Origin of the sequence: Streptomyces sp. NBC_01450 (assembly GCF_036227505.1) — a bacterium.
Classification (GTDB): Bacteria; Actinomycetota; Actinomycetes; order Streptomycetales; family Streptomycetaceae; genus Streptomyces.
The window spans coordinates 821,374-834,052 of sequence record NZ_CP109481.1; the positions used below are offsets into that span (position 1 = coordinate 821,374).

Annotated in this window: 8 protein-coding genes and 2 pseudogenes; 5 read left to right on the forward strand and 5 right to left on the reverse strand. The window is 67.0% G+C overall.

Going from position 1 to position 12,679, the window contains the following annotated elements; translation table 11 throughout:
- Positions 1-59 precede the first annotated feature (59 nt).
- Positions 60-2,756, forward strand: a complete 2,697-nt coding sequence (gene fxsT, locus OG568_RS52110) for an FxSxx-COOH system tetratricopeptide repeat protein (protein WP_329537107.1) — start codon at positions 60-62, stop codon at positions 2,754-2,756.
- Positions 2,757-2,913: 157 nt separating this feature from the next.
- Here fxsT and OG568_RS52115 read toward each other — a convergent pair whose 3' ends face one another.
- The 4 genes from OG568_RS52115 to OG568_RS52130 form a co-directional block, all read right to left on the reverse strand.
- Positions 2,914-3,696 carry an IS630 family transposase gene (locus OG568_RS52115; RefSeq protein ID WP_266624874.1) on the reverse strand — a complete coding sequence of 261 codons (783 nt, stop codon included), beginning with the start codon at positions 3,694-3,696 and terminating at the stop codon, positions 2,914-2,916.
- Positions 3,585-4,055 carry a helix-turn-helix domain-containing protein gene (locus tag OG568_RS52120; protein ID WP_266624875.1) on the reverse strand — a complete coding sequence of 157 codons (471 nt, stop codon included), beginning with the start codon at positions 4,053-4,055 and terminating at the stop codon, positions 3,585-3,587. The genes OG568_RS52115 and OG568_RS52120 overlap by 112 nt, the downstream gene beginning before the upstream one ends.
- A 780-nt stretch (positions 4,056-4,835) precedes the next feature.
- On the reverse strand, positions 4,836-5,804 hold the full coding sequence (locus OG568_RS52125; protein WP_329537108.1) for a hypothetical protein: 969 nt from the start codon (positions 5,802-5,804) through the stop codon (positions 4,836-4,838).
- A 249-nt stretch (positions 5,805-6,053) separates the two neighbouring features.
- Positions 6,054-9,143: an AfsR/SARP family transcriptional regulator gene (locus OG568_RS52130; RefSeq protein ID WP_329537109.1), complete on the reverse strand. Its 3,090-nt coding sequence runs from the start codon at positions 9,141-9,143 to the stop codon at positions 6,054-6,056.
- Between the two features lie 226 nt (positions 9,144-9,369).
- Here OG568_RS52130 and OG568_RS52135 point away from each other — a divergent pair, with 226 nt between their 5' ends.
- The 4 genes and pseudogenes from OG568_RS52135 to OG568_RS52150 all read left to right on the forward strand — a co-directional run.
- Positions 9,370-9,810 (forward strand): hypothetical protein, encoded by a 441-nt coding sequence (locus tag OG568_RS52135; RefSeq protein ID WP_329537110.1) that lies wholly within the window; start codon positions 9,370-9,372, stop codon positions 9,808-9,810.
- 265 nt (positions 9,811-10,075) lie between these two features.
- Entirely contained in the window at positions 10,076-10,876 is an 801-nt protein-coding gene (locus OG568_RS52140; protein ID WP_329537111.1) for a hypothetical protein, read from the forward strand.
- Between the two features lie 39 nt (positions 10,877-10,915).
- Positions 10,916-11,053: a hypothetical protein gene (locus OG568_RS52145; protein WP_329537112.1), complete on the forward strand. Its 138-nt coding sequence runs from the start codon at positions 10,916-10,918 to the stop codon at positions 11,051-11,053.
- Between the two features lie 99 nt (positions 11,054-11,152).
- Positions 11,153-11,377 (forward strand): annotated as a pseudogene (locus tag OG568_RS52150) (hypothetical protein); the annotation flags it as partial.
- Positions 11,378-11,393: 16 nt separating this feature from the next.
- Here OG568_RS52150 and OG568_RS52155 read toward each other — a convergent pair.
- Positions 11,394-12,606, reverse strand: a pseudogene (locus OG568_RS52155) (IS3 family transposase).
- Positions 12,607-12,679 lie beyond the last annotated feature (73 nt).

Sequence of the window (12,679 nt, forward strand, 5' to 3'; positions counted from 1 at the left end):
ACGTACCCGGCAGCACCCAGGCAACCACGCCGCCCCGGCCCGGGACTGCCACCAAGCGTGTGCCCGACGCTCAGGGCACCAGAGTCATTGCCCAGCACGGCAGCCTGGCCGTCGGCTACGCCGAACAGGTCCAGTTCCAGACACTGGCGCGGCAACCGGCGCTGTGGCCGCACCAGGTGGGTGTGATCCCGCCGCGGGCGCTGGCCTTCCAAAGCCGTGCCGTGGCCGACCAGTTGCTTCAGGCGGTCAGCGGAGGGGACACCGCGGTGCTCGGTCAGGTGCTGTCCGGGCTGGGCGGGGTGGGCAAGACGCAGCTGGCTGCCGACTACGCCCGCACCGCCTGGGAACACGGTGAGCTGGATGTGTTGGTGTGGGTCAGCGCGAGCAGCCGGGAAGCGGTCGTGGCTGGCTTCACGCAGGCCGCCGTCGAACTGCTGGCCGTGGAACGGGACGAGCACGCCGCCGATGCCTTCCTGGCGTGGCTGCACCCCAGGCCCGGCAGACAACAGCCGTGCCGGTGGCTGGTGGTGCTGGACGACGTGACCGACCCGGCCGACCTGCGCGGGCTGTGGCCACCGTGCAATCCGCACGGCCGCACCGTGGCCACCACACGGCGCCGCGATGCCGCCCTGACCGCGGCGGGCCGGCGCCTGCTCACCGTGGGTCTGTTCACCCCCGAGGAAGCCACCGCCCACCTGGCCCAGGCGCTCGCCGACCACCACCGCCACGAACCCGCCGACCATCTCCACACTCTGGCCGCCGATCTCGGGCACCTGCCGCTTGCCCTATCCCAGGCCGCCGCCTACCTGATCGACACCGGCATCAGCTGCGCCCGCTACCGCGAACTGCTGACCGACCGGACCCGAATCCTGTCCGACCTGCTCCCCGAGCCCGACATCCTTCCCGACGACCAAGCAACCACCGTCGCCGCCACCTGGTCCCTGTCGATTGAGCGGGCAGAGCGCCTCCGCCCGCAGGGCCTGGCCCGGCCCATGCTCCAACTGATCGCCATGCTCGACCCCAGCGGCATCCCCGACTCTGCGCTGGTCAGCGCCCCCGCCCTCGACCACATCACCCTCCACCGCACCAGCGGCACCGCCTCGGCCACCACTGGGCCGGCACCCAGTACGGTGACCCGGGAGGACGCCGTCGGCGCCCTGCGTGCTCTGCACCGGCTCAGCCTGATCGACCACACCCCCGACACGCCCCCACGGGCCGTCCGCGTCCACCGCCTCATCCAACGCGCCACCCGCGACACCCTCACCCCAGACCTGCGCGACCAACTCGCCCGCACCGCCGCCGACGCTCTTCGGGCCGCCTGGCCCGACATTGAACGCGACACCGACCTCGGTCAAGCCCTGCGTGCCAACGCCACCGTCCTCACTGGCACGGCCGAAGACCCCCTCTACCGGCCCGACGCCCACGTGGTGCTGTACCGGAGCGGAAATAGTCTCGGTGAATCCGGCCAGGTGAGCGCCGCCCGCGACCACTTCCAGCGCCTCGCTACCGAGACAAGTAACCGCCTTGGCCCCGACCACAGCGACACCCTGGACGCCCGGGGTGCCCTCGCCCGGTGGCGGGGAGAAGCAGGGGACGCGGCCGGCGCGGCTACCGCCTTCGCCGAACTGCTCACCGATAGCGAGCGGGTGCTGGGCCCCGACCACAGCGACACGCTGGACGCCCGGGCTGGCCTCGCCCGGTGGCGGGGAGAGGCGGGGGACGCGGCCGGCGCGGTTGCCGCCTTCGCCGAGTTGCTCGCCGATCAGGAGCGGGTAAACGGCCCCGACCACCCCGACACCCTCCAAGCCCGACATAACCTCGCCTCCTGGCAGGGCTGGTCTGGGGACGCGGCTGGCGCGGCTACCGCCTTCGCCGAGTTGCTCGCCGATCAGGAGCGGGTAAACGGCCCCGACCACCCCGACACCCTCCAAGCCCGACATAACCTCGCCTGGTGGCGGGGCGAGGCCGGAGATGTAGTTGGCGCCGCAGCAGCATCTGAACAGCTGGTCGCCGACCGGGAACGGGTGCAAGGCCCGGACCACCCCCATACCCTCAGAGCCCGAGCCATCCTCGCTCGGTGGCAAGGGGAGGCCGGAGACCGTGCCACCGCCATCGCTACTTCCGAACAACTGGTGGAAGACGCCCTCAGGGTGCTGGGGCCTGACCATCGGTCCACTCTGTATATCCGAAGCAACCTTGCCAATCAGCGGGGGGCCGCGGGGGACGCGGCTGACGCGGCTGACGCCTTCGCCGAGCTGCTCGCCGACCAGCAGCGGGTGCTGGGCACCGACCACCCCGACACTCTCGACACCCGCCACAAGCTCGCCTGGTGGCAGGGGGACGCGGGGAACGCGGCTGGCGCGGCTGCCGCCTTCGCCAAGCTGCTCGTCGACCAGGAGCGAGTCAACGGCCCCGACCATCCCGAAACCCTCAAAGCCCGACACAACCTCGCCTACTGGCAGGGAAAGTCGGGGGACGCGGCCGGTGCCGTTACCGCCTTCGCCAAGCTGCTCGTCGACCAGGAGCGAGTCAACGGCCCCGACCATCCCGAAACCCTCATCTCCCGACACGACCTCGCCTACTGGCAGGGAAAGTCGGGGGACGCGGCCGGTGCCGTTACCGCCTTCGCCAAGCTGCTCGCCGACCACGAACGAGTACTTGGCCCCAACCACCCGGACACGATCAAGACCCAGCGCAGTCTTGACCGGTGGCGGAGGCGAGCCGCGGGAAAGATTGATGACCAATCGACCGATTGATCATCAAGATCGGTAACCGAGGGGCGGCGGACGGAAGGTAAACCACTCGAACCAGCGATATCGCCACACCTGTTGCACTGTATATGGTCAGCCAGAGAGCGCTCAGCTGCATCAACGCCGGAACGTCGCCGCTGCACCAGCTAGTAGACTGTCGCAGCTAATTCCTGGGATAGAGGTGGCGCAGTTTGATGCGTGCGTCGTGGGTGGTGAACTGCCAGTCCACCTGACGTTGGTCGGTGTTGGTGGCGTTCTGCCAGGCTGAGAGTTCGGTGTTGAGGGTGTCGAGGTCGCCGATCCGGCGGTCGAGACATTGCCTGGTCAGCGCGGAGAGTTCGATCTCGGCGATGTTGAGCCATGACCCGTGCTTGGGCGTGTGGTGGATCTCGAGGCGCTGAGCCAGGGCGAAGGCCTCTTCTGGTTCGAATGCCTCGTACAGTGAGGCGATGCCGTGGGTGTTGAGGTTGTCCATCACCAGCACAACCGTCTCGGCATCGGGGTAGTCCACGCTCAGCAGCTGCCTGACCTGGCCGGCCCAGTCGATCCGGGTCCTCTGGGACAGTGCCTGAACTCGACGCCACCCGCGCAGGGGTTCGACCCATACGAAGATCGAGCACGTGCCGCAGCGGATGTACTCGCTGTCCTGGCAGGCGTCGTGACCTGGGCGGGCCGGGAGCGGGTCGCGGACATGGCCGAGGAGCTGGTAGGGCTTCTCGTCCATGCACACGACCGGACGTGCCGGGTCATAGGGCCGGGCATAGACGGCCAGTACGTCTTCCATCCGGGCCGCGAACTCCGCGTTCGCCCGTGGTGGGATGGTCCAGCACTTCTTCAGGTGAGGACGCAGTTCCGTTTTTTTAAGACCCGGCCGATGGTGGAATGGTCCAGATCGGGGATGTCCTCGACCAGTGCGACGTGCTTCTCCAGCAGCCGCAGCGACCACCGGGTATAGCCCTGGGGTGGCTGTGAGCACGCCATCGCGATCAGCCGGGCTTCGACCTCACCGGTCACCGGTGAGGGCACCGGCGGGAGGTCGCGCTTCTTCCGCGCGATGGTGGCGTGAACATCGCCACCGGTTTCGGTGAAACGCTTGGCGACCAGCCGCAACGTCTCACCGGAGACGCCGAGCCGGGCCGCGATCACCTCCTGCGAGCCGATCCCGCCTGCAGAGGTGTCGAGTGCGAGCAGCACCCTCGCCCGCCTGATTACCGAGGCCGGATGAACCCCCGTCGTGGTCACCCGGACCAACTCCTCGCGGTCCTGCGCGGTCAGCACCACCGGCCTCTTCTTCTGCGAACCCATCGCACCAGTCCTGTCCGGCAGAGCGGGAGAGGAATCTGCCAGACGCAAGCCTCTCAATCAAACAGCCCATACCTAAGCAGCGACACGCTACTAGTGCCGCGGCAGGCAACGTTTGCCCTGTTGTGATGTGACGCGCCGCCTCGGTGCTGTGCCGGGCGGCGCTCGAAGTTGTACCCGGGGCGGCGGTACGGGAGTGCGGCGAGCAGCGCGCGGTCCGGCCAGGTGAGCCTCGGCCTGTCGATCTGCCGCTGCAGCACGACGAGTTGGTGGCGCAGCGCCAGGATCTCGGCGTCCTTGCCTCAATCGCCCATCGGCAGGAGCCGTATCAAGGTGAACATGCTCGTCAGGGCCAGGTAGGGCAGTCGCAGCAGCACCGGACCATCCTGGCGCCGCCCGGGGCCGCCCGGCAATCACCGAGGCCCCACTATCACCGTCGACTGGCAGGAACTCACGACAACGCCTCTCCACATCCTGGCCAGCGTTGGATGAGGTTTCTGGCACATACAGGGCCGTGGGTTCGAATACCTCGTGCAGGTAGTCGGCGGTCGCGCTGCCCGGCGCTCGCTCGGCGAGCATCCGTCACTGCTCGCGCTTGCGGTGCCAGTAGACGAGGTCCGCTCCGGACATCACGAACTCCTGGCAGCTGTGGCGGTTCAGACCCCATGGACATGCGTCACCGTTGACAACGGGCTGGAAGGTGCGGAAGCCGCCCTCGGCGGGTGTGGATTTGCGGGTGAGGTCGGGTATTGGAACTGTTGGAATGGGTCCGGGCAGCGACGGTCAGCCATGTCGGGTGAGGAGTTCCTGGAGCTGGGCGAGGTGATGGTCGAGTGCGGGATCTGGGCTGCCGCTCCAGGGTCCGTCGAGGTCGGGTCGGTGCTTCGTGACGTGGACGGTGAACGCGGCCAGTTGGTCGCGGGCGTTCTCCTCGGCTGTGACGTGTTCCCCGACCATGTGCCGAGCGCGGTGACTGAGGTCGATGCGTTCTTGAAGCCAGGGCGGCGCCGTTTTGGCGCGTTCGGCCGCTTCCTGGGGGTCGGCCCCCGCGATGGTGGCGATCCGGGCGGCGAGGGGATGGGCGTCGTTTCGTTCCGCTATGCGTTCGAAGCGGGTCCATTCCCGCCCCATGGACCCGAGGCGTTCTCCCCAGCCTTCGATGCAGACCATCCGCAGGGCGCGAGCGGACTCTCGCAGAAACTGAGTAGCTCGCCGCGGGTCGCTGTCGCGCAGGAGGGACGCCTCGGTTGCAGCTTGACGCGCGTCGTGACGCCAGCGTTGGAGACGGGCTTCAACAACTGAGGGATGGAATCGGATCTGCGTGGCCCAGTGGGTGAACTCTGCGGTCAGTTTGTCCCTGCTTGCGACAGCGTGTCCGCCGAATGCCTTGTCCAAGCCGTGCAACCAGCGCGGCTCCGGCATGCGCTGCGCGATCCCCTCCGGTCCTGCCGAGAGGACGTCACGCAGTTCTTGGGCCGTGAAGGCCAGCCATCCGGTGTCGAGCGTCTGTGCGTGGCCGGAGGCGGCCCACCAGTCGACGAGTTCGTTGCGTCGCTCTTCCACCCTCTGTGACGGCTCCATCGAGGAGACGTAGATGGGCAGGAGATCGATGTCGGACATGGGCCAGGGCTCATCGCGTCCGAGACTGCCGCCGACGATCAGGCTGTGGACGCCGGGGACGGCGCCGAGCACGTTGACCGCCTCGGCGAGCCGGTCGTCGAGCAGTTGCTTCCAGCGAGGCGTGGGCGTCATGGATGAGGGACTCCTTCGGTTTCCTGACCACTTGAGCGGCGGCTGACGTCGGCGGCGTAGGCGGTCCAGTCGCCAGCGGATGCCTTTCTGCCACTGGACTGCGACATGATGTGGATGCCAAGCATGCGGGCCAGGATCGCCGCCGGGACTTCTTCGGCGAGGGCGAACAGGGCCGTTGATCGGGCCTGGCCGGGTTGGATACCGACGGCGATCAGGAGAACCCGCTCTGATCACGACCCGATACGCGCCCTAATGGGTGTCCGGGGCGGTCCGAACTGCCGTGGCCTCGTCCCGAGTGCAGGCTGCGGCCACGAGGTCACCGGCCATGGTATGGGCCTTGGCCAGGGTGTCGAGGCCCACGGCCAACCAGGACCGGGAACCGATTTGTCGCCACAGCCTGACGGCTGCTTCGGCGCGTCGGCGGGCCAAAGCTGGGTGGCCTGCCACGAGTTGCGCCTCCGCAAGCGCATAGAGCGTCGCCGCCTCGCCCCACAGATTGCCGAACTCCCGGTAGGTCCAAAGAGTGCTGGCCAGTAATTTACGCCCCTCCCCATGGGTGCCTTGTCGGACCAGAACGTCACCCAGCCAGCAGGTCGCATGTGCGACGCTGAGTCGGTCGCCCAGACTCTCGCTGATCGAAGCGGCCTGTCGGAAGCAGTCGGCGGCACTGGGGTAGGCGCCAAGCGCACGGTGGCTCTGTCCCAGGCATCGCAAAGCCTGGGCTTCGCCGGGCCGGTATCCCGCTTCTCGGCTCGCCCGCAGGCACTGCGTGAACCGCTCCATGGCCGCTTCGACACGCCCTTGCTCGAGATAGATGACGCCGATGCCGTTGGTGGCGTACACGCGACAATTGACGTTCTCCACCGTTCGGGCCAGCTCAGCCGCCTGTTCGAAAAGACGCACGGCCGAGGAGTACCGGCCCAACAGGCGGTGTACGTAGGCCAGCCCGGCTGTGGCGCTGGCTCGGTAGGCCTCACCCTCGCCGTCGGCCAGCTGTAGCGCCTTCTCGAAGTGGTCCAGCGCCTCCGGATACCGGTCGAGGATGGTAGTGAGTTCGCCCAGGCAGCGGTGGAGTTGGGTAGCGCTTCGCTGGTTGCCGCAACTCACTGCCACCTTGAGCGCCCGGCTCTGGATCCGTTCCCAATCGTCGAAGTGGCTGCCGATCTGGAAGAGCGTCGTCAGGGTGGTGGCCAGCCCGGCGGCTGGTGCGATTTCGGTTCTGTCAAGCGCCTGATCCACCACCTCGATGAGGAACTGACGCTCGTCGTTGAACCAGGCAAGCGGGTGCGCGAGGATCTGGCTGGTGTCCTTCGGGGAGGGCCGCCAGGATGCCAGGCCGGTCTGTGCGATGCCCTGAAAGTCGACACTGAGGGTGTCCGCGGCCAGGTCGGCCAGGTGCAGGCTCGCGCCCAGCAGCCGTGTGAGCGCGGCCGTGCGCTCCGGCAACGGGACCTCCCGCTCCGCCCGTTCCCGGCCCAGCAGCCGCACCAGGTCGTGCAGCCGGTAGCGCACTCCGGTGGCACCAGCCGATCCGACCTCCACCAGATGGACATCCACCAGTTCATCGAGCACGGCCTCCGCGCGGCCCAGGTCCACGTTCAGCAGCGCCGTCAAGGCCCAGACGGCGAAGTCCGGTCCGGGCAGCAGTGCGAGCATCCGCAATGCGTGCCGGATCGTGGGCGCCAAGCTCCGGTAGGTCAGTTCGAGACTTCCTCGCACGGCGACGTGACCGACGGCCAGCTCATCAAGCTTGCGTTGCTCGTCGTCGAGCGCACGGGCGACCTTGGCCAACGGCCAATGCGGTCGTGCGGCCAATCGCGCTCCGGCGACCCATATCGCGAGGGGAAGACCGTCGCACATTTCCACAATGGACCGGGCCGAGTCGGACTCCGCGACGGTCCGGTCCGCGCCTACCATCTCACGCAGCAGAGCCAGCCCCGTCGCGGAGTCGAGGGTTCTCAGAGGGAGCCGGACACCGTCCAGGCTCACCAGTGTGGTCCGGCTGGTGACGATGGCAGCGCAATGTGCTCCGCTGGGCAGTAGGTCGTTCACCTGCAGCGCATCGGCCGCGTTGTCCAGCATGACCAGTGTCCTGCGCTGGGCCAGCACGGTGCGGTAGAGGTGGATCCGGCCGATCAGGTCCGGGGGCATCGCACCGCCGTGCACACCGAGCGCTCGTAGGAAGGCGCCCAGGACCGTGAACGGTTCGCCTGGCTCGTCGCCGAAGCCCCGCAGGTCCACGTAGAGCTGACCGTCCGGAAACCGGGGGGTCAGCAGATGCCCCGTGTGCACGGCGAAGGCCGTCTTACCGACCCCAGCCGGGCCGGTGACCAGCAGGGTCAGCGGCCCGGTCGTCTCCTGGCCGAGCAGGCGACGGGCCTCGGCCACCTCGTATTCCCGGCCCATGAACAGGGACGGGGCCGGCGGAAGCAGGCGGGGGCGTTGTTGCGGTACGTTCGGCCCACCCCGATCTTCGTGACCGCGACCGGTGGCGTCGTCCGGCCGGTCCGAAACCGGCGTGTGCGAACTCCCCACTGATGCGGCCCGCTGAGGAGCCGGGATGCGTGGCGGCCCGGAAGCGGATGCGGAGAGTGGAGCCGGTATGACGAGGGCAGGGTCGGCGCTGAGGATCTGCTGGTGGAGTTGTTGCAGGGCCTGGCCGGGGTCCACCCCCAACTCCTCGGCCAACCGTCCCCGGACGCGCCGGTAGTGGGCCAAGGTGTCGGCGGGGCGGCCAACGCGGTGAAGGGCCAGCATGAACTGGCCGGCCAGCCGCTCGTCCAGAGGATGGGCGACGGCCCGTACGGACAGATCGGCCAGACACTCGCTGTGGCGGCCGGTGCGGAGCATGGCATCGGTCCGGTCCAGCTCCGCGGCCCAGTGCTCGGCCTGTAGCTGCTCACGCACAGTGTTCAGCCAAGGGGAGTCCAGGCCTGCCAGCGGCTCGCCCCGCCACAGTCCGAGCCCTTCGTCGAACAGACTCAGCGCAGACGGGTCGTCCGGGGCCTTCCTGGCCTGCGCGATCAGGTAGTGAAAGCGGTGCAAGTCCACCGCAGTCTCGTCGATGTCGATGACGTAGCCGCCGGAACGGCGGACCAGACGGATGCCGTGCGGATCCAGTCCACGGCGCAAACGGGAGATGTAGGCATAGAGCGTGTCCCGACCCCGGCGGGGCACGCGGTCGCCCCACACCCGGTGGAGCAGCCGGTCGGCCGGCACGGGACGGCTGGCGTCGATCAGCAGGGCCGCGAGGACGCACTGTTCCCGCGCGTGCCCCAAGGGTATTGGTCGTCCGCCGACTCGTGCCTCGAGAGCGCTCAGCAACCGGAACTCCACCATGCCGTGCCCCTTCACACCTGTACAGGCCCACAAAGCACCACCGTGACCTGGCCCACAAGGTTTCTCGCAAGGTCTGCCCCAGGTTGGCCGTACACCGTTGTCGACGTGTCCAGAACAGGGTGGTCCGCCGCCCGGAACGGCTCGGGCGCGCTGCCGGATCCATGCTCGGCCGCGCTGACCCCTGCCAGATCGCGTACGTCTACCGCCAACCCGTCAGGAGACTCAAATGCTCAAGAAAATCCTCAGCGTCGCCATGGCGACAACCACGGCCACGGCAGCATTCATGTTGTCCGGTTCTCCAGCCTCGGCTGCTCCGCTCTGGTGCGGGAGTTGGCTGAAGGAGCCCTCCCAGGCGTCGAACATCTCCCCGGTGAACGGCACTCAGGCGAACGTCGGCGGTTCCACGTACATCCGCGTCAACCAGGGGAGCTACGGCGGTAAGTGGTACGCCTGGGCGAAGATGTACAACTACGGCTTCGACAATGTGGCTCTGATCTGGATCAACCAGTCGGACAAAGAGATCTACCAGTGCGGCAACCGTGACGGTGTACGGGAATGGGCCCAGGACTACACGGCGGGCGTCGATGACGCGCACGCATACAAGGTTCAGGCGAAGTACGTGCACTCGAGCATCGTCGCCTACGGTCCGACGGTCTTCTGGCGATAGCCACTGACCACGGCGCACAGCTCCGCTCCAGTGCTCCGACAGCCTGGCGTGTTGCCCATCAGCGGAGACCCTCACACGGCCTGACGTAATAACCGCCCCAGGGGAAGCAATGAAGAAAATGAAACCATCGATAGTGGTGATCTCAGCGTCTACTTTACTGCTCCTGGGGTCCGTCTCATGCACGTCCGCGCCCAAGACGTCAGCGCAAGCGGACGCACCGAAAATCAGCCAGCGGGTGGAATCCGCAGGCTTTCTGACGCTCCCTATGGACGCGTATGAACTGTCGAACGATGACTATGTCCGGGTTCAGCGCGCGACCATGCGATCACTTCATGACTGTATGGACGCCTTCGGTTTGGATTTCAGGGGCCCGGAGGTCTCCGCATCGAAGTACCCTAAGAATGCCACCATGCTCGGCTGGCTCGGCTCCAATGATGTTGACCGATACGGCTACCGCGGGCCTGCGGGCTTCGCGGAAGAAATGGCCGCGGCGGCCCGGCGTGAAAGCCGACCCATAGTGATTCCGGAAAGCCAACTGCCGGTATTTGAGGGAAGCGTCACTACCTACAATGGGAAGGTTGTCCCGAAAGGGGGATGTGACGAGGAGACTCGCCGCAAGCTCAACGGCGGGGAAATCTCAGTGCAGGTAGACAAGACCGATCCCGCGGTGAGCCCTGAACGTGGTATTCAGGCGCTCAGGCAACAGGAAGGGGATCGGGCGCGGTCCGATCCCCGCTTCTTGTCCACCGTACGGTCATGGAGCGCGTGCATGCGCAAGCGCGGGTTCCAGTATCGGAACCCCGACGAATCGATGAGCGATCCGCGGTGGACCCCTGAAGAACAGACAGCTGGGAGCCCCCCTTCCCAGCGAGAGATCGCAACTGCGGCCGCAGACAGAGACTGTCGGGACGAGGTGAACTTCTCAGGAATCCTGCGGCTTCTGGTGGCTCACTACGAGGATGAGGTGATCCATGCACAGAGCCGTCGCATCCACGAAATCGCTGAACTGCTGAAGACCAGGGCCCGCAATGCTTCAAAGATACTCAGGGCCCGCCGCAGGCAGTGACCTTGCCGCTACTGAGGTTTTTCGGTTCGGGGTGACGTCATGACGGCTACACCACACTCAAAGTGCTCCAGGACATCGGAACTCCGCCAGTTATCCCAGGGCCAAGACCGGCAGAAGGTCGACCAGCTGAAGGAGCCGATCGCCGAGCACGGCCTCGAAGAGCCGATCCTGCTCTGAATCGAACCGCGCCGGCGCGACATCTACGTGACACGACGGCCACCACCGGTCCATCGCCGTCATGGAGCCTGGACTCGCCAGGTTCCCCTGCGCGCCGTCGCGGACGTAGTGGTCGAAGCCACACGGACGGGTTTCGACCAGTATGTCGCGATAAGGGAGCGCCCCGACGCGGGCGGTTATTCCTACACACTGCCCCTCAAGGCCAAGGGGCTGAAGGCTGAGCAACTTCCCGACGGCAGCGTGCAGTTCACCGACAAGAAAGACAAGAAGTTGGCCGTGATGCCCGCGCCGGTGATGTGCGGCTCCACTGAGGTTGATCCCCGGGGGTGGACACCGGGTTTCACGCGACCAGTGACAGCGTACGTGACGTGATCAATTGCTGTTCGTATTCGGCTGGCGCGACGTAGCCGAGGGCGGAGTGGCGGCGGCGCCGGTTGTAGTACGACAGCCACCTGAACAGCTCCAGCCGTGTCTGCGCCTTCGAGGTCCAGCGCCTTCCGTGCAGCAACTCGCGCTTGAGGCCCTGGAAGAACGATTCGGCGAGGGCGAGGGCATAACTTGAGCCGACGCGGCCCACGCTGCGACGGATGCCGTGCCGACGGCAGACCTCGGAGAAGGCGGCCGATCCATATTGCGCGCCCCTGTCCGCGTGGAAGACGACGCCGTGGACCTGGCCGCCGCGGGCGGCCACCGCCATCTCGATCGCGACGGTGACCAGCGAGGTGCGCATGTGGTCCGCGATCGACCAGCCGATCACGCGCCGCGAGCAGATGTCGATGACCGTGGCGAGATACAGCCAGGTCGAGCCGACGGCGACGTACGTGATGTCGCCGCACCACTTGGTGTTGAGCATGTCCGCCGTGAAGTCACACATCACCAGGTCCGGCACAGGCAGGGCCGTCTTGTCCTGAATGGTCGTGCGCTTCTTGCGCCGCAGGTGCCGTCCGACGATGCGGTTGATCCTCATCAGTCTGCTCACGCGCTTGCGGTTGATCTTTCTCCCGCGGGAGCGGAGTTCGGCATGGACGCGCGGTGCGCCATAGGCGCCCTGGTGGTCGGCATGGATCGGTCGGATTTCCGACACCGTTCGTTCTTCCTCGACGGCTCGTCGGCGCGGGCATCTGCAATGGCCCGGTGCTGGTAGTAGCCGGAGCGGGAGACGCCCAGGACCCGGCAGATCCGCTTCACGCCGAAGGCGGCGCGATTCTCGGAGATGAAGTCCCAGCGGCGGCGGCTCACTTCACCTCCCGGGCGAAATAGGCAGCTGCCCGGCGCAGGATCTCACGCTCAAGCTGCCACTCCTTCTCCGCCTTCAGCAGCCGGGCGTTCTCCGCCCGCAACCGGGCCAGTTCCCCAGCCGGACTTCCGCCGGCCTCGCGGCGCTCGGGCAGTGCCTGGAATTCGTTCTCCTTGCGGACCCACGTCCGCAGCGACTCGGCGGTGATGCCGAGGTCCGCCGCCACCGCCGCGTATGTGCGCTTGCCGCCCCCGGCGCGATAGAGCGCGACCGCGTCCTTCCTGAACTCCTCCGGATACGGAGATTTGCGTCCCACCTGAACATCCCTCCCTGGACCATCAAGATCCATTGTCAGGGTGTCCACTCCAAAGGATCAGCCTCACACGTCC

Excerpts from the sequence above, each read along its gene's own strand:
- OG568_RS52120 (WP_266624875.1), bottom strand. The coding sequence starts at position 4,055 with ATGGGTTCGCAGAAGAAGAGGCCGGTGGTGCTGACCGCGCAGGACCGC.
- OG568_RS52125 (WP_329537108.1), bottom strand. The coding sequence starts at position 5,804 with ATGACGCCCACGCCTCGCTGGAAGCAACTGCTCGACGACCGGCTCGCC.
- OG568_RS52130 (WP_329537109.1), bottom strand. The coding sequence starts at position 9,143 with ATGGTGGAGTTCCGGTTGCTGAGCGCTCTCGAGGCACGAGTCGGCGGA.
- OG568_RS52135 (WP_329537110.1), top strand. The coding sequence starts at position 9,370 with ATGCTCAAGAAAATCCTCAGCGTCGCCATGGCGACAACCACGGCCACG.
- OG568_RS52140 (WP_329537111.1), top strand. The coding sequence starts at position 10,076 with ATGGACGCGTATGAACTGTCGAACGATGACTATGTCCGGGTTCAGCGC.
- OG568_RS52145 (WP_329537112.1), top strand. The coding sequence starts at position 10,916 with ATGACGGCTACACCACACTCAAAGTGCTCCAGGACATCGGAACTCCGC.